The organism is Ensifer sp. LC384 (assembly GCF_001695865.1).
Classification (GTDB): Bacteria; Pseudomonadota; Alphaproteobacteria; order Rhizobiales; family Rhizobiaceae; genus Ensifer.
Map to the genome: position 1 here is coordinate 17,134 of NZ_MBST01000067.1, position 16,848 is coordinate 33,981.

Sequence of the window (16,848 nt, forward strand, 5' to 3'; positions counted from 1 at the left end):
TCGTCTTTTGCCCATACGGGCCGTCTTTTGCCGGTTCTCCGGCGGGGTGAAGCCGCCGGAACCGGCGGCTTCTGTTTCTTTCCCATCACTTGATGCGCGGGAGCTGTTCCCACTGGTGGAACGGCGGCGGCGAAGACAGCTGCCATTCCAACGTGTTCGCACCCTCGCCCCACGGATTGTCGCCAGCGACGCGCTTCTTGGCGAAGGCTTCGGCAACGCAGAAGAGGAAGATCAGCACGCCGACGGCCGCGATGTACGAGCCGTAGGACGACACCATGTTCCAGCCGGCATAGGCATCCGGATAGTCGATGTAGCGGCGCGGCATGCCTGCGAGACCGAGGAAGTGCTGCGGGAAGAAGATCAGGTTCACGCCGATGAACATGACCCAGAAGTGCAGCTTGCCGAGGAACTCGGAGTACATGTAGCCGGTCATCTTCGGGAACCAGTAGTACCAGGCGGCGAAGATCGCGAACACGGCGCCGAGCGACAGAACGTAGTGGAAATGAGCAACCACGTAGTAGGTGTCGTGCAGCGAACGGTCGAGGCCGGCGTTGGCGAGCTGGACGCCCGTGACGCCACCGACGGTGAACAGGAAGATGAAGCCGATCGCCCAGACCATCGGGGTCGTGAAGCGGATCGAACCACCCCACATCGTCGCGATCCACGAGAAGATCTTAACGCCCGTCGGAACAGCGATGACCATCGTCGCGAAGACGAAGTAGCGCTGCGTGTCGAGCGACATGCCGACGGTGTACATGTGGTGCGCCCACACGATGAAGCCGACGGCGCCGATCGCGACCATGGCGTAGGCCATGCCGAGGTAGCCGAAGATCGGCTTGCGCGAGAAGGTGGAAACGATGTGGCTGACGATGCCGAAGCCCGGCAGGATCAGGATGTACACTTCCGGGTGACCGAAGAACCAGAACAGGTGCTGGAACAGGATCGGGTCGCCGCCGCCCTCAGGCGCGAAGAAGGCGGTGCCGAAGTTGCGGTCCGTCAAGAGCATGGTGATGCCGCCTGCCAGAACCGGCAGCGAGAGCAGAAGCAGGAAGGCGGTGATCAGAACCGACCAGGCAAACAGCGGCATCTTGTGCAGCGTCATGCCGGGAGCGCGCATGTTCAGGATCGTGGTGATGAAGTTGATCGCACCGAGGATCGACGACGCGCCGGCAATGTGCAGGCCGAGGATCACAAGATCCATCGCCGGCCCGGGCATGCCCGACGTCGAGAACGGTGGATAGATCGTCCATCCGCCCCCAGCGCCATAGGCGCCGGCCGGACCTTCGACGAACATCGAAAGCAGGACCAGCAGGAAGGCCGGAATGATCAGCCAGAAGGAGATGTTGTTCATGCGCGGGAACGCCATGTCAGGCGCACCGATCATGATCGGAACCATCCAGTTGGCGAAGCCACCGATCAGCGCTGGCATGACCATGAAGAAGATCATGATGAGCGCGTGCGCGGTCGTGAACACGTTGAACATGTGCTTGCCGCCGTCGATGGCAGCGTCGCCCTCGAAGCCGTAGACCATCTGCGCCAGGCCGTGGAAGATCTGGATGCCCGGCTCCTGCAGCTCGGCGCGCATGAACACCGACAGCGTGCCGCCGATGATGCCCGCGATGATCGCGAAGATCAGGTAGAGCGTGCCGATGTCCTTGTGGTTGGTCGACAGAAACCAGCGCTGAAAGAAGGTCAGCGGCTTGTGCGCGTGGTCTGCGTGGCCATGATCGGAGTGATCATGGCGTTGGTCGTGATGAACGGCTGTTCCAGCCATGGGTCGAGCTCCCCTTCCGATTACTGTGCGGCGTTGGCGGCGACGTCAACGGCCTTGGCCGCGCCGTCGATGGACGCCATGAGCGCCTTGTTCGCGTCGCCGATGTTGGTTGCGGCGGCAGCGAGCCAGGCGTCGTATTTTTCCTGCGAAACAACGCGGATGGCGATCGGCATATAGGCGTGGTCCTTGCCGCAAAGCTCGGAACACTGGCCGTAGTAGAGGCCTTCGCGGTCAGCCTTGAACCAGGTTTCGTTCAGGCGGCCGGGAACGGCATCGATCTTAACGCCGAAGGCGGGCATTGCGAAGGCGTGGATGACATCGGCAGCGGTGACGAGCAGACGAACGGTCTTGCCGACCGGAACGACGACTTCGTTGTCGACGGCGAGAAGGCGCGGATACTCGACCTTGTCTTCCTTGCCGAGGCTCGCGCGATCTTCTTCCTTCATCAGCAGGCTGTCGAAGGAGAGCGGGCTTTCGCCGACTTCATATTCATAGGACCAGTACCACTGGTTGCCCGTCGCCTTGACCGTCAGGTCAGGATTGGCCGGCGGCGTCAGCTGCGCCGTCAGAAGCTGGAAGGACGGGATTGCCAGGAACAGCAGGATGATGACCGGACCGACGGTCCAGACAACTTCGATAGCGGTGTTGTGGCTGGTCTTTGAGGGAACCGGGTTGGCGCTCTCACGGAATTTGACCACCACGACAATCAGCAGCAGGAGGACAAAGAGAGTGATCGGAATGATGAACCACAGGGTATAGTGCTCAAACCACGTGATTTCTTCCATAATGCCCGTCGCAGCCGTCTGAAAGTTCGTCTGCCAATCGACAGGCTTGTCAGCGAAGGCGCTCGAAGCAAAAAGCAGACAGGCAAGCGCTGCCATAACTGCATAAGCCTTGTTTTTCACAATATGTCTCCCCAATGCGCTTGATCAGGATCAAACCGAAACGCAGAATCCCTGCGATACTGCAGCGCTTCAAACCACAGTTTGCCCAGCGCCGCAACATCTGTGCAATCAACCCCATGCGGCATTTTTGCACAAATGCGACTTTTCTCACAGGCACCCCTCGGAACCCCAGACGAATCGACTTATATGCCTCGTTCTGCGCCGCCGACGGCGCTATCACGCCACGTCAGCGCGACAATGGCGCTCCGCGAGCCCAATTTCCGCCATATGGCGCTGGAATGTACCCCACAGGGCTTTTCATTTCTCCCTGCGCGCTTCAAGAATAGCCCTGATGATTCGACGTTTTGAGGTTTACATGGGCCTGCCCCTTTTCTCCCGACTGTCGGCTCTTGCCGCTCTCGGATTTGCCGTTCTCGCCCTTCCCACGGCGAGTGCTGCCCAACAACCCGCTGGCGCGCCCGGAACGGTCAAGTCCAACCATGGTGCATGGTCAATCGTCTGCGATCAGCCGGCAGGTGCATCGGCCGACCAATGCGCCCTGATGCAGAACGTCATCGCCGAAGACCGGCCGGAAGTCGGCCTCTCGGTCGTCGTGCTCAAGACTGCCGACCGCAAGGCGAAGATCCTGCGCGTTCTGGCGCCGCTCGGCGTACTGCTTCCGAACGGCCTCGGCCTCAATGTCGACGGCAAGGATATCGGCCGCGCCTATTTCGTGCGCTGCTTCTCCGACGGCTGCTATGCCGAGGTCGTGCTTGAAGACGAACTGTTGAAGACCTTCCGCTCCGGCGCGACGGCGACCTTCATCGTCTTCCAGTCGCCGGAAGAAGGCATCGGCATTCCGGTCGATCTCAAAGGTTTCGGCGAAGGCTACGACGCCCTGCCGTAAAGGCAGCCATTACAAACCGCTTTCGAAGCCGCGTCTCGTGCGCGGCTTTTTCATTTCCGCCGCGAAGAAGCAGGCAAAACAAAGAAGCCCGGACTTTCGTCCGGGCTTCATCGATCGGAATGATGGAAAACGGGTTAGATAATGTCGGTCGCGGCAATCTTGATGCCGAAGCCTTCGAGGCCGACATAGTGGCGCTCGCGCGAGGCGATCAGACGGATGGAACTGATGCCGAGATCCTTCAGGATCTGCGCGCCGAGGCCGATCTCCAGCCATTCGCTTTCACGGGCCTGCGCCTCGTCATGGGCTTCGCGGTCATGTTTACCCTTGCGGGCGGTCTGCGACACGCCGACGCCGACCGAGCCTTCGCGCAGATAGACGATGACGCCCCTGCCCTCTTCGGCCATGCGCTTCATGATCCGGTCGATCTGGCAGTCCTTGCCGAAAACGTCGGCGCCGACATTTTCAAGGTGCAGGCGAACCGGAACATCGACACCGTCACGGATGTCGCCGAAGACGACGGCAAGATGCTGCATCGGATCCCAGGGCAACGAATAGGAATGTCCCTTGGCCTCGCCGTAGGGTGTCTCGATGTCGAACGAGCTGCCTTGCTCGATCAGCGTTTCCTTGCGCTGGCGGTAGGCGATCAGGTCGGCGACGGAAACCTGCTTCAAACCATGCTTTTCGGCAAAGGCGCTGACCTGCGGGCCGCGCGTGACGGTGCCATCGTCATTGACCAGTTCGCAGATGACGCCGATCGGCGGCAGGCTCGCGAGCTTGCAGAGATCGACGGCGGCCTCCGTATGGCCCGAGCGCATCAGAACGCCGCCTTCGCGGGCGACCAGCGGGAAGATATGGCCCGGACGCACGAAATCGGTCGGCCCGACATTGGGGTTGGCGAGGTTGCGCACCGTCAGCGTCCGATCGTCGGCTGAGATGCCGGTGGTCGTGCCGTGCTTGAAGTCAACCGAGACGGTAAAGGCGGTGGTGTGCGCCGAGTCGTTCTCCGCCACCATGGCGTTGAGGTTGAGGCGTTTTGCCTCCTCGCGCGGCATCGGCGTGCAGACGATACCCGAGGTGTGGCGCACGATGAAGGCCATCTTCTCCGGCGTGCAATGGACAGCGGCAACGATCAGGTCGCCTTCGTTCTCGCGGCCGCCATCGTCGGTGACGACGACAATCTCGCCGGCTTCGAAGGCACGGATGGCATCAACGACACGCTTCTGGTCATAGGACATCTTTTTCTTCCCGAATTACTTACAGCGCCGCGCGTCTATTTAGACGCGCAAAGGTCGCTGTAACACTTTGAGTTGCGGCATAATTTTGTCCTTAAATCGACTCCGGTTTAAGGAATTATGCAGTAAGCCGGCCGGTCTGGCCACGGTCACGCAGGTAGTGATCCGCAATCGTGCAGGCAACCATCGCCTCGCCGATCGGCACGGCGCGAATGCCGACGCAAGGGTCATGACGCCCCTTGGTGCGCACATCCACCTCGTTACCGTCACTGTCGATCGAACGACGCTCGGTGAGGATAGAAGAGGTCGGCTTGATCGCAAAGCGGGCGATGACCGGCTGGCCGGTTGAAATGCCACCAAGAATACCGCCGGCATTGTTGGAGAGGAAGACCGGCTTGCCGTCGTCACCGATGCGCATCTCGTCGGCATTTTCCTCGCCGGTGATTTCGGCGGCACCGAAACCGTTGCCGATTTCGACGCCCTTGACTGCGTTGATCGACATCAGGTTTGCGGCAATGTCCTGGTCCAGCTTGGCATAGATCGGCGCTCCGATGCCGGCCGGCACGCCCTCGGCCACGACCTCGACGACGGCGCCGATGGACGACCCGGACTTGCGGATACCATCGAGATATTCCTCCCAGACGGGCACGATCGCCGGATCCGGCGCGAAGAACGGGTTATTGTTGACCTCGGTCCAATCCCAGTTGGCGCGGTCGATCTTGTGTTTGCCGATCTGAACCAGCGCGGCGCGCACGACGAGACCCGGCACCACCTTGCGGGCGATACCACCGGCAGCAACGCGCGCTGCCGTTTCGCGCGCCGACGATCGGCCGCCGCCGCGGTAGTCGCGAATGCCGTATTTGACGTCGTAGGTGTAGTCGGCATGCCCCGGTCGATAGCGCTTGGAGATCTCCGAATAATCCTTCGAGCGCTGGTCGGTGTTTTCGATCAGCATCGAGATCGGCGTGCCGGTGGAGATCATCGTCTCGCCGTCCTCATCCAGCATCACGCCGGAGAGAACCTTGACGAGATCGTCCTCACGGCGCTGCGTGACGAACCGCGACTGGCCGGGCTTACGCTTGTCGAGCCAGGCCTGCAGTTCGGCCAGCGTGAAACGAATGCCGGGCGGGCAACCATCCACCACGCAGCCGAGCGCCGGGCCGTGGCTTTCCCCCCAGGTGGTGACGCGGAAGAGGTGACCGAAAGTATTGTGAGACATGAGGCAACCGAACTCTGAGAAGCAACGGACGTACATGTTTCATGTACGGGCACCACTCTCTTAGTGGAAAGCCGGGACAGGGGAAAGTCTTTCCGATCACCGCTAAAGCGCGTCGCGATCTCTAGGATTCGCTTGTTGCCCGTCGGCTCCTGTTCTTATGCATGTCCCGCAACACCGCCACAGGCTTTTGCGGGACATCCACTCTGCCTTTGCGCCCGCATCAGGAGGCGAGCCTGAGCCCCCGCTCCGTCGCGAATGCCAAGAAGCTCTCCGCGCTCAGCGGCTTGGAGAAGGCATAGCCCTGTAGCAGATCGCAGCCGAGAATGCCGAGCATTTCGGCATGAGCCATGGTCTCCACCCCCTCGGCCACAGTCTCGATGCCGAGCGAACGGGCAATGTCGATGATCGACCGGATCAGCGCCTGTTCGGTACGGGCGCTGAGCACCGGAATCACGAGCTGCCGGTCAATCTTCAGCCGCTTCGGCTTGATCTTGAGTAGGCTGACGATCGACGTATGGCCGGTGCCGAAGTCGTCGATCTCGATGTCGATGCCGAGCTTCTTGATGCCCTCGATGTTGGCGGTGACGATATCGTCGCTTTCATCGAGGAAGATGGATTCCACCAGTTCGAAGGAAAGCTGCCCCGGCACGATGCTCAGGCCCTCGAGCGAGGCGAGCAGCCGCTCGTCCTGCAGGCGCTTGGCCGACACATTGACGGAAATCTTCGGAACCCGCAGGCCGGCGGCCGCCCATCGCATCTGGTCGGCCAGCGATTTCTCCAGGACGAGGCGGTCGAGGGCCGCGGTGACGTTCAGTTCATCGGCGATCGCCAGGAACTTGTCCGGCGTCAGAATGCCCTGGCGCGGATGGCGCCAGCGGATGAGCGCCTCAACGCCGGAGAGCGCCAATGTCGAGGCATCGAATTGCGGCTGGTACCAGGGCACGAACTCGTCGCGCTCGATGCCCTCGAGGATTTCATCGGCTACGCGCTTGGCGGTGACGACTTCGGCTTGGAGGATCTGGGTGAAGAACTGATAGCGGTTGCGGCCGTTCTCCTTCGCGCGATAGAGCGCCATGTCGGCATTGACGAGAAGCTTGCGCGCGTCGGCGTGCGCCTGGCGCGCCACGGCAACGCCGATGCTGACCCCGAAGCGACAGGGAAACCCGTTGTAATCGACGGGTTGGCGCATTTCCGCGATGATCCGGTCGCACAGCGCCGCAAGTGCCGCATCGCCCGGCGCGCCGGTTACGACGACGACGAATTCGTCGCCGCCGATGCGCGCCACGATATCAGCAGGCGCAATGTTGGAGCGCAGGATCTCTGACGCATGAACAAGCATCGCATCGCCGGCCGCGTGGCCGAGCGTGTCGTTGATCTGCTTGAAACGATCAAGGTCGATGTGAAGGATGGCGATACTCTGGGGCGCATCGGCGCTCTGGCCGGTCAGGCGCTCAAGCGCCTTGTCCAGCATGCGGCGATTGCCGAGGCCGGTCAGCGGATCGTGCAGCGAATTGTGTTCGATGCGGATCCGCGCCTGTTCGAGCTCGGCATTCTTGGCGTCGGCCATCGCCTTGGCGGCGCGCAATTGCTCGGTCATCACCACGTCGTCGGTGACATCAAGCGCGATGCCGACCAGCTTCCTGCGCCCCTCCGGCGAGACATGCAACTTGCCGACCGAGCGAATGTGGCGAACGGTACCTTCCGCCAGAACCACGCGGGACTGGTGGACATAGGTTTCGCGGGCACCGATCGCCGTATTGACGGCTGACAGTGCGGATCCGCGATCGTCCGGATGCAACGCATTGAGCCAGGTTTCTTCGGTGGTGGCGCCATCGGTATAGGCCAGCCCGTAGAGCTGGTGCATACGCTCGTCCCAATAGGTGACGTTGCTGTCGAGATCGGCCTCCCACATGCCGCAACGATAGGAATCGAGCGCCAGATCGAGCCGACGCGATAGTTTCTCAAGATCCTGCTCGCGCTCGTAAAGCCCCTTCAGGGCCTGCTCGAGTTCCAGGTTCTGCTGGTCAACCTGGGCCTTGGCAGCCCCCAACCTTTCGCTCTTCAAAACGTCATCGGTCACGTCCCAGCTGATGCCGGTGATCTTCGAGCGACCGTCGACCCCCTGATGGCCGGAACCGACGTTGCGGATATGGCGTATGTTGCCGTCAGCTACCACCACCCGATACTGGGACCGGTACTCCAGGCCCTCATCGAGGCTGCGGAAGAGCGCGTTGGCGGCGATCCCGGCATCATCCGGGTGCACGGTCGAGCGCCATTCATCGTAGGTCGGCTCATCATCATGGACGCTAAGCCCATGCAGATGGAACATGCGCTCGTCCCAGGAGCGCTCCTGCGTTGCCTGGTCGATTTCCCATACACCGATCTTGGAGGCCTCGAGCGCCAGGTTGAGGCGATGCGAAAGCGTCATCACTTCGCCTTCACGCGCCCTGAGCTTGGCGATGTTGCGCTGGCGCTCGTTGACCAGGCCGCCCGTCAGCAGGATGGGAATGACGACGACGGCGAGCGCTGCCGCAATCGCCAGCCGCAGGTCTTTGCTGTTTTCGGGCAACTGTTCCCAGCCACCGATCGGTGTTGCCGCCAACTCCCAGACGCCGCCAGGCAGAACGAGTTGGCGCTTGGCCGGCGCCGCTCGAAAGACACCGTCATCGCCGAAGAAGGCATCCTGGATGCGCTCCGGCTCCGAAACGTCGCGAATCGCGAGATGTACATCGACATGGCGGTGGTTACCGGTGAACTCCGGCGTTTCGACAACTTCCTCAAGCAGGCGGGCGGATCGATAAAGGGCTCTTTCATCGATGATTGCTTCGACATAGCCCCATCGTTCCATGCGGCCCTGGATCTTGGCGAAGACGGGCAGGAAAAGTTCAAAGCCGTCGCGTCCGCTCGGCAGTCGGATAGGACCGATCATGACCGGCTTCACCGTGGATGACGCCCTTTCTACCGCCCGGCGGGTCGCCCCGAACTTGCTGAAGTCGGTGCCGACGAACCATTGCTGGCTTTCGCGGGGAAAGGCGATGCGAACGACGCCGCCAGGGGCCGCCGACGCGCGCACCATCTGCGGGTTCTGCAGCAAGAGCTTGGTCGACATGATCGTGAAATCGTCGGCGGTCATCTCAGGATGAACGCCGATGCTGTTGGCGAAACCGTTGAGGGCAGCGATGTTGGTGTTGACCTCCGCCTGGAGCCGATTGGCAATGAGGTTCAGTTCATTCTCGACGTCGATCCTCAGATCGCTTCGGAAGTTTTCGCGGTTTTGGCGCTCATAGACGTGGCCGCCGCTGAAGACGACGATACCGGCAATGGCAGCCGGTATCAGCGACGGTTTCGCAAATCTGGCTGCCGCCCGAATGCGTTGGCGCAGAACGTCAACAATCTTCACTCTATTCCCCTCGATCCCCAACCGAAGGTAGCGATCGAGTCTTAAGATTGGCTTTCGTCACATTTCTTTGGAAAACCCTACAATTCATGGGGATACAATACGGAAGCACCGCCGGCGCCACCGGCAGAACGCTTGAAAACTGCACGTTTGGCGTTCAGTCTCCCTCGACCGGCCGGGCAGCCCCAAAAACGGGGGAAATGCCTGTCAAAAGCTACGGTGCAAGGCAATTTTTGCCACAATCGGGGATCAAAGGGTGATGACAAGAAGAATCGCAGATACATTGAAGAGGGCAAGAAAGATGCGTTTTGTCATTGCCGCGCTCATGGCCACCGCCGGCTTGCTTTCGCCTTTGTCGGCCCTTGCCGAAAGTGCCGACGTGGAGGCTGTCATCACCGGCGTCGATACCGATCGCCTCAGCCTCCAGCTCGACGACGGCAAGAGCTACCAGGCGCCTGAAGAATTCAACTTCGAAGGTCTCACCGCCGGCGTAAAGGTTCTCGTGTTCTATACCGAGGTCGACGGCAAGCGCGTGATCAACGACCTGGAAATCGTCCAGTAGGACCATTTAAGAGCCAAGTCCCGCCCCTCGAGGGGCGGGGGTGTACTGACCCGGCACGCCGAAGCCTCAGATCCAGCCGATCGTGTTCCCGGCAATGCGCAACAGACGATCTTGCGGGATGGCAGCGGTAGCCGCCTCATCTTCGTCCATCTCACCAAAAAGCTTGAACAGCGCCCGGATGACGCCGCCGTGGCTGACACAGACCGTCGGCTTGTTCACGCCCTTGAGCCATGCGGCAACCCGCCAGGACAGGATCTCGTAGCTTTCGGCGTCATCGCCGGGCGGGATGAAATCCCATTTCACCTTGCGTCGCTCGGCAATGCGCTCCGGCACGGACCGCTTCAACTCCGGCAGCGTGAAGCCTTCCCAATCGCCGAAGGAGACTTCCTTCAGCCGGTCATCGGTGCGGTAGGCGGTGGGGTCGAGATCCATGGCCCGGCGAAGGCGTTCCATGGTTTCACGGGTGCGACCGAGCGGGCTGGCGACAAAGTCGAACTGCGCGGCGTCGGCCCCGAGGATCGCGCCAAGCGCAATCCCGTTTCCGGTCGCCTGCTGGCGACCGGTGTCGTTGAGGGGGATGTCCTTCTGCCCCTGGAGGCGGCTTTCCGCATTCCAGTCCGTTTGTCCGTGACGGATCACATAGATCAGCACAACATCTCGCTCCGGGCAGGAGGCTGTTCGGGCCGGTGGGCGGCGCCGATCAATCCTTGATGACGGAGATATCCGGAGCGTCGACAGCCTTCATACCGACGACATGGTAGCCGCTGTCGGCGTGGTGGACTTCACCCGTGACCGAGCGCGACAGGTCGGACAGCATGTAGAGGCCGACATCGCCCACTTCCTCGATGGTGACGGTGCGACGCAGCGGTGCGTTGTACTCGTTCCACTTCAGGATATAGCGGAAATCGCCAATACCGGAGGCGGCCAGCGTCTTGATCGGGCCGGCAGAGATCGCGTTGACGCGAATGTTCTTCGGACCGAGGTCGACCGCCAAATACTTGACGCTCGCTTCGAGCGCAGCCTTGGCGACACCCATGACGTTGTAGTTCGGCATGACCTTCTCGGCGCCGTAGTAGGTCAGCGTCAGCATCGAGCCACCGTCCGTCATCAGCTTTTCAGCGCGACGGGCAACCGAGGTGAAGGAATAGACCGAGATCTGCATCGTCTTGGCGAAGTTTTCCGGCGACGTGTCGACGTAGCGTCCGGTCAATTCGTCCTTGTCGGAGAAGCCGATCGCGTGAACGACGAAGTCGATCTTGCCCCAATGCTTTTCAAGCGTAGAGAAAACCTCATCGATGGAGGCTTCGTCGCTGACGTCGCAGTGGCCCGCCATGAAGCCGTCGATTTCCGCCAAGAGCGGCTCGACGCGCTTCTTCAGTGCATCGCCCTGATAGGTAAGCGCAACTTCGCCGCCTTGGGCATGGATGGCCTTTGCGATCCCCCATGCGATCGAACGATTATTCGCGACGCCCATGATGACGCCACGCTTGCCCTTCATCAAACCCGATGCCTGAGCCATGCATTGTCCCCAATACTGTCTGCCGGCATCGACGACGGCCGACGCCAGACTTCACAAAATTCAAAAACGCCAGACCGGCGCTGTCGGCGCACGTGCGGCAAATTGTCGAGAATTGCCTATGGCATAGCCGCCCCGGTGGTTCAAGCGCGGCCGAGATCAGGAACTGTTAGTCCCCGTAATATTGGTTCAGCGTGTCAACAATCCGTCACAAATAAAGGCCGTCGCGCAGCGATTTCATCAGGTCGGTGACCTTGTCGTCCGGCGTGTCGCGCAAGACGAGCCGCAATTCGACCAGCAGATCGCCGCGCGCGCCATAGGCACCCGGCAGCCCGAAGCCTTCGATGCGGATGACCTTGTCGGAGCCGGACCAGGCCGGGACCACGACCGTCACCTCGCCGACCGGCGTGGCGATGACATGCTCGCAGCCCAGGACGGCGCTCTGCAGATCGACGGGCAACGTCGTCAACAGGTCCAGCCCATTGGTGCGGAAGGAACCGTTCTGGTCGACACGCAGGGTGACGACGACATCGCCGCGCGTCATGCCGGTGACGCGGTACCCCTGCTCTGCCAGGCGGACCGTCTGTCCGTCGACGGCACCCGGCGGTATCTGGACCTTGACGGTTTCACCATCGGGCAATTCCAGGGACAGGCGTTGACGATCGATCAGATCCTGGATGGTCACAGTCAGATCGACAGAGAGATCAGGAACCTTATCGGCGGTCTTGGCCGCCCGGCCACGAATACGCCTGACGATGGCAGCGACGAGTTCCGCGGCCGGTGCTGCGGCGCGCTGCATCAGCGGCGGCTCCGTCTTGGCGACCGCCTCCTGCTTCGGCTCGCTGGCGGGTTCAGGCTTCGGCTCGGGAGCCACAGCGGGTCTTTCCGGGGCCTTCGTCGCAGCCGGCTTCGGGGCAGGCTTGGCGGTTCTTGCACGCGTCTCCGTGCCAAAAATCTGCGAGACCGCCTCCTCGGCGGTTTCCGCGTCGACCGGCTGCTCCTCCGGCTCTGAGCCGCGCAGCTTCGCCTTCATCGCCTCCATGCGGCGCAGCTCGGCTTCACGCCGGGCATAGTCGTAGCGGCTTCTCAGCTTCGGGTCGCGCAGCAGCTCATAGGCCTTGCCGGCCTCGGCGAAGCGCTCGGCGGCCGTCGGGTCGTCCTGATTGTGGTCGGGATGGATCGCCTTGGCGACCGAGCGCCACGCCGCCTTGATTTCGTCCTGACCGGCAGTGCGCCGGACGCCGAGGATTGCATAGGGATCACGCATGGCTTGCTACCATTTTCTCTGATCGGCGGCCTCTCCCGGATGCCCGCCTTATGCCTCAAAACCGGGGACCAAGCGCAAGGATGGCATGTCCCGTTCACGGGCGAGGATGGGCAGAACTTGCTAAATATCGGTTAGCCGAGAGGAACGGCGGACCAGTTCAAAACGCAGATCGAGCCGTTCCTGCTGTGGTTTGCCGAAATGTGGTTAACACAGGATTTCAGGCACGCGGGCCGAAGCTGGTGAGGTACCACTCTCCATCGCCGAACTGGCAGGTGCTGCCGTCGAACTTGGCGATGCCCTCATAGGAGTGGCGGGTCGTGGTGAACCGGCGGCAAAGCATGCCGCTGGCATTGTCTTCCTGAATGCTGCTGATGACGCCGGCGCTGCCGGAAGACGAATTGGCCCAGGGAATAGGGTTGAGCGACCCCTGCCCGAGTTCGGCTGAGGTGACCGCGTTGCGAACCAGGACCGCATCGGAAAGGCCATCGGAGGTCTTGGCAACGGGAACGGTGCCTGTCGAAACCGTGCGATCGACGCCGCTGCCGAACATGTCGAAGCCGGCTCCCATGCAACCAGACAGGATGAGCACTGGCAGGCAAATTGCCGCGCCACGCATCACTGAGAAGGAATACCCCTTCTTGCCATCGATCCACTTTGCTATGTCTTGCACGGCAATCCTGTCAGACTCGCAAGAGCCGCACGTTTCCCGAGGAAGTCAACAAGCAGGCTCTGACATTTTCGATGCGGAAACACCGATCGGGCTCATCCCGAAGCGTTTCCGCGCCAGACATCACGGCGTTAGAAGGCAATATGGCGGTGAATGAGTTAACAAGCGGTGACTTCACGGAAGCAAATGAGCCCTTTTCCCTTTTCGGCACATGGCTGAAAGACGCGGAAGGCAGCGAGATCAACGACCCGAACGCCGTGGCGCTGGCGACCGTCGACCCCGATGGACTGCCGAATGTGCGCATGGTTCTGCTCAAGGATTTCGACGAACGCGGCTTCGTCTTCTACACCAATTTCGAGAGCCAGAAGGGCCGCGAAATTCTCAGCTCCCGGAAGGCCGCCATGTGTTTTCACTGGAAGTCGCTCCGGCGCCAGGTGCGGGTGCGCGGACCCGTCGAAATCGTCTCGGAGGCCGAGGCGGACGAGTATTTCAAGTCGCGCCCACGCGGCAGCCGCATCGGCGCCTGGGCGTCGAAACAGTCCCGCCCGCTCGAAAGCCGCTTCGCGCTCGAAAAGGCGGTTGCCGAATTTACCGCCCGCCATGCGCTCGGCGAAATCCCCCGTCCGGAATACTGGTCCGGCTTTCGCATCCGTCCGACCTCGATCGAGTTCTGGCACGACCGGCCGTTCCGGCTGCACGACCGCCTGGAGTTTCGCCGCGATGTACCCGAAGGCGGCTGGGAAAAGGTGCGGATGTACCCCTGACGGGCGATCCCCCCGCTGTGGCTAACCGCGTGCGAGCCGAAACGGAATCCCCGAGGCGAGCGCCGAGACATAACGGGCGCGCTGGAAGTGGCCGTTGAGCGAAATGCGCGGCAAGGCATGCAACGCCGCCGCCTCCGCTATTGTGCCCGGCATGGTGGTGACGGCGATCGTAAACCCCAGATCGGCGACAAGCCTGTGATCGCGCGGCGAGACAGCCGGGCGATCACCGTAGGGATAGGCAAAGCTGCGCGGTCTCTTGCCCGCAATCGCTTCGATGCGGGCGGCGGACGCCTCGATCTCTTGGACGGCATGATCTTCGCTGAGCCGCGCGACCGCGCGGTGACTGATCGTGTGCGCCCCGAGGCTGGCGAGCGGACTTTCAATGAGGCAACGGAGACCGGTTTCATCAAGCGTCAGCGCTTTGGCGATCGCCGCAGCATCGATCCCATGCTGCAGTGCCGTCGCGTCGAGCGCGGCGACGGCAGAGCTTTCATCACGGCTGTGGATATAGCCGGCCATGCGGCCAAACACCGCCTGCTTGTCCGCGGCGCTTTCAACCTCCAGCACCTCTACGCCGCTACCGAAATCGAACCGGAACCGGCTTGTTGCTGACAGCAGGTCGGCCAGCGTTTCCCACCAGAGCGTATGTGTGCGGTCGACGAACCCGCCGGTCACGAAAACGGTGAACGGTATGCCGTGCCGCGTGAAGACTGGCAGGGCATGGTCGAGATTGTTGCGGTAACCGTCGTCGAGGGTGAAGCAGGCGAAGGGCGCATTGTCCTTGTCGACAAGCGCCGTCGGCAGGTCGTCGAGCGCGATGAAGCGATAGCCGCCCCGCTTCAACTGGGCGATCGCCGTATCGAGAAACTCCGGGGTGATTTCGAGATGAGCGTTCGGATCAAAAGCACGAGCAACCGGCGGCCGGACGTGATGCAGGGTGAAGATGGCGCCGCGTCCGCGCGCATCCGCCATCAGGCCGGCGCGGCTTAGACCGCCTGCCAGCTCGAGCCCGCCGGCGATCGCCGCGCGTCGCGTCCTCGTCTTGATGCCTGCCGTGATACCGCCCGCCATATCAGTCCATTCAATCCAGCCCTATCGGCTGCTGCACAAGTCTCTTGATCAACATTGCTTCAAGGGAAAGGTGTTGCAGCGTCCTTTGCGCGTCAGATCTGGCGCGCCACCATGGAGGTTAACGGCGCGAGCGTTAAACCTTGCTGAAGGACGGTGGCGTTAATTTTTGGTTTACCACCCCGACGAAAGTCGCAGGGAAAAAGCGCATTCTGCCTCAAAGTTGCAGCAAAGACACGGCCTTGTCGCAAAACGACACAGCTGTGGGCCTGCCCGACGGCGCATTTCGATGGGGACCGACATGAAAACTATCCGCCGCCTGCTGCTGGCGATGTGCGCCCTCGCGTTGGGGTCTGCGACGGCATTTGCCGGCAGCGCTTCGTTGGTGCTCGATGCACGCACGGGCAAGGTCCTGTCGTCGGAAAATGCGGATACGTTGAACCACCCGGCGTCGCTCACAAAGATGATGACGCTGTATCTCACCTTCGAGGCGCTTCGGCGCGGCGACATCAGCTGGGACAGCAAGATCAAGGTGTCGAAGGCGGCGGCCGCCAAGCCGCCGATGAAGCTGGGCTTGAAGCCTGGCAGCACGATCACCGTGCGCGAGGCGGTCTATGGCATGATCGTTCGTTCGGCCAACGACGCAGCCGCGGCGATGAGTGAAAAGCTCGGCGGTTCGGAGCAGAACTTCGCCAGGAAAATGACCGCCAGGGCCCGCCAGCTGGGTATGAGCCGCACGGTGTTCATCAATGCATCCGGTCTGCCCGCAAGCAAGCAGGTGACGACCGCGCGCGATATGTCGACGCTGGCCGTTGCGCTGATGCGCGACTACCCAAGGGAGTACCGGCTGTTTTCCACGCCGAGCTTTACGTTCCGCGGCCGCAAGATCCGCGGCCACAACAACCTGATGTACCGCTATGACGGCATGGACGGGATCAAGACCGGGTACACCAATGCCTCGGGCTTCAATCTGGTCAGCGCCGTCAGGGACGGCAACCGCCGCGTCATCGGCGTCGTGATGGGCGGGCGCACGGCGCGCAGCCGCGACGACAGGATGGCGGCCCTGCTGAACCGCCATGTCGGCAAGGCGTCCAACGGCCGCCAGTTCGTGGCCGCATCCAAGACGCGCAGCACGACTGCAGTCGAGGTCGTGTCCGCCGCAACGATGTCGGACGTACCGCTACCCTATACGGCGCCGCATCGCGCCAAAGGCGACAGCGTTGCGGCATTGATTGCAGCGTCATCAGCAGCGATCGTCCCGGCCGAGCGGCCGACGGCCATGGTCGAAGTCGAAACCAGCGCCGCCGTTCCAGCCGCCGGCCGCTGGCAGATCCAGATCTCGGCGGCACCATCGGCCGAGGCCGCCCGTGCGCTACTGGCACAGGCGCAAATGGTCGGTGGTGACATGCTGGCGGAAGCCTCTCCCTATACGGAAGCGGTCGGCAAAGGTGCCGGCACCGTCTATCGCGCCCGCTTCGTCGGCTTCAGCAGCCGCGACGCGGCAGCCTCCGCCTGCGAGAGGCTGAAGAAGCGTTCCTACGACTGCATGCTGCTGCCCGCGCGAGGCTAACGGAGGGCCACGCGGAGAACG

Annotated in this window: 14 protein-coding genes; 4 read left to right on the forward strand and 10 right to left on the reverse strand. The window is 61.9% G+C overall.

Annotation, left to right across the window (positions count from 1 at the left end):
• Positions 1–85 precede the first annotated feature (85 nt).
• Together ctaD and coxB are read right to left on the reverse strand one after the other, a co-directional pair.
• Positions 86–1,774 (reverse strand): cytochrome c oxidase subunit I, encoded by a 1,689-nt coding sequence (gene ctaD, locus BC363_RS29350; protein ID WP_065782669.1) that lies wholly within the window; start codon positions 1,772–1,774, stop codon positions 86–88.
• Positions 1,775–1,794: 20 nt separating this feature from the next.
• Complete coding sequence (coxB, locus tag BC363_RS29355) at positions 1,795–2,679, reverse strand: cytochrome c oxidase subunit II (RefSeq protein ID WP_083222531.1); 885 nt, start codon at positions 2,677–2,679, stop codon at positions 1,795–1,797.
• A gap of 355 nt (positions 2,680–3,034) precedes the next feature.
• On the opposite strand from coxB, the gene BC363_RS29360 reads away from it, so the two are divergent.
• The gene (locus tag BC363_RS29360) at positions 3,035–3,565 is read left to right on the forward strand and encodes an invasion associated locus B family protein (protein ID WP_053250648.1); all 531 of its coding nucleotides are present in this window, start codon (positions 3,035–3,037) and stop codon (positions 3,563–3,565) included.
• A gap of 134 nt (positions 3,566–3,699) precedes the next feature.
• Here the strand turns inward: BC363_RS29360 and ribB are convergent, their stop codons facing one another.
• The 3 genes from ribB to BC363_RS29375 all read right to left on the reverse strand — a co-directional run bounded on the left by ribB (position 3,700) and on the right by BC363_RS29375 (position 9,416).
• Positions 3,700–4,800 carry a 3,4-dihydroxy-2-butanone-4-phosphate synthase gene (ribB, locus tag BC363_RS29365; protein ID WP_065782673.1) on the reverse strand — a complete coding sequence of 367 codons (1,101 nt, stop codon included), beginning with the start codon at positions 4,798–4,800 and terminating at the stop codon, positions 3,700–3,702.
• A gap of 115 nt (positions 4,801–4,915) precedes the next feature.
• Complete coding sequence (gene aroC, locus BC363_RS29370; RefSeq protein WP_065783029.1) at positions 4,916–6,016, reverse strand: chorismate synthase; 1,101 nt, start codon at positions 6,014–6,016, stop codon at positions 4,916–4,918.
• A 220-nt stretch (positions 6,017–6,236) separates the two neighbouring features.
• The gene (locus BC363_RS29375; RefSeq protein WP_065782675.1) at positions 6,237–9,416 is read right to left on the reverse strand and encodes an EAL domain-containing protein; all 3,180 of its coding nucleotides are present in this window, start codon (positions 9,414–9,416) and stop codon (positions 6,237–6,239) included.
• 298 nt (positions 9,417–9,714) lie between these two features.
• On the opposite strand from BC363_RS29375, the gene BC363_RS29380 reads away from it, so the two are divergent.
• Positions 9,715–9,975 (forward strand): DUF1344 domain-containing protein, encoded by a 261-nt coding sequence (locus BC363_RS29380; RefSeq protein WP_053250645.1) that lies wholly within the window; start codon positions 9,715–9,717, stop codon positions 9,973–9,975.
• Between the two features lie 66 nt (positions 9,976–10,041).
• On the opposite strand, the gene BC363_RS29385 is transcribed toward BC363_RS29380, so the two are convergent.
• The 4 genes from BC363_RS29385 to BC363_RS29400 all read right to left on the reverse strand — a co-directional run bounded on the left by BC363_RS29385 (position 10,042) and on the right by BC363_RS29400 (position 13,428).
• Entirely contained in the window at positions 10,042–10,626 is a 585-nt protein-coding gene (locus BC363_RS29385) for a histidine phosphatase family protein (RefSeq protein ID WP_065782677.1), read from the reverse strand.
• Between the two features lie 49 nt (positions 10,627–10,675).
• Positions 10,676–11,494, reverse strand: coding sequence for an enoyl-ACP reductase FabI (gene fabI / locus BC363_RS29390; RefSeq protein WP_065782679.1), 819 nt, complete (start codon positions 11,492–11,494; stop codon positions 10,676–10,678).
• 205 nt (positions 11,495–11,699) lie between these two features.
• A complete protein-coding gene (locus BC363_RS29395) occupies positions 11,700–12,758 on the reverse strand; it encodes a DnaJ C-terminal domain-containing protein (protein ID WP_065782681.1) in 1,059 nt (352 codons plus the stop codon).
• Positions 12,759–12,975: 217 nt separating this feature from the next.
• Entirely contained in the window at positions 12,976–13,428 is a 453-nt protein-coding gene (locus tag BC363_RS29400) for an RT0821/Lpp0805 family surface protein (RefSeq protein WP_065782682.1), read from the reverse strand.
• 140 nt (positions 13,429–13,568) lie between these two features.
• Here BC363_RS29400 and pdxH point away from each other — a divergent pair, with 140 nt between their 5' ends.
• Entirely contained in the window at positions 13,569–14,189 is a 621-nt protein-coding gene (gene pdxH, locus BC363_RS29405) for a pyridoxamine 5'-phosphate oxidase (RefSeq protein WP_065782683.1), read from the forward strand.
• Between the two features lie 21 nt (positions 14,190–14,210).
• Here pdxH and BC363_RS29410 read toward each other — a convergent pair whose 3' ends face one another.
• Positions 14,211–15,260 (reverse strand): polysaccharide deacetylase family protein, encoded by a 1,050-nt coding sequence (locus tag BC363_RS29410; protein WP_065782685.1) that lies wholly within the window; start codon positions 15,258–15,260, stop codon positions 14,211–14,213.
• 307 nt (positions 15,261–15,567) lie between these two features.
• Between BC363_RS29410 and BC363_RS29415 the strand changes: the two genes are divergently transcribed.
• A complete protein-coding gene (locus BC363_RS29415; protein ID WP_202618639.1) occupies positions 15,568–16,827 on the forward strand; it encodes a D-alanyl-D-alanine carboxypeptidase in 1,260 nt (419 codons plus the stop codon).
• Positions 16,828–16,848: the final 21 nt, after the last annotated feature.

Coding starts and splice junctions, on each gene's coding strand:
- BC363_RS29360 (WP_053250648.1), top strand. CDS start 3,035: ATGGGCCTGCCCCTTTTCTCCCGACTGTCGGCTCTTGCCGCTCTCGGA.
- BC363_RS29410 (WP_065782685.1), bottom strand. CDS start 15,260: ATGGCGGGCGGTATCACGGCAGGCATCAAGACGAGGACGCGACGCGCG.
- aroC (WP_065783029.1), bottom strand. CDS start 6,016: ATGTCTCACAATACTTTCGGTCACCTCTTCCGCGTCACCACCTGGGGG.
- ctaD (WP_065782669.1), bottom strand. CDS start 1,774: ATGGCTGGAACAGCCGTTCATCACGACCAACGCCATGATCACTCCGAT.
- BC363_RS29380 (WP_053250645.1), top strand. CDS start 9,715: ATGCGTTTTGTCATTGCCGCGCTCATGGCCACCGCCGGCTTGCTTTCG.
- ribB (WP_065782673.1), bottom strand. CDS start 4,800: ATGTCCTATGACCAGAAGCGTGTCGTTGATGCCATCCGTGCCTTCGAA.
- fabI (WP_065782679.1), bottom strand. CDS start 11,494: ATGGCTCAGGCATCGGGTTTGATGAAGGGCAAGCGTGGCGTCATCATG.
- BC363_RS29395 (WP_065782681.1), bottom strand. CDS start 12,758: ATGCGTGATCCCTATGCAATCCTCGGCGTCCGGCGCACTGCCGGTCAG.
- pdxH (WP_065782683.1), top strand. CDS start 13,569: ATGGCGGTGAATGAGTTAACAAGCGGTGACTTCACGGAAGCAAATGAG.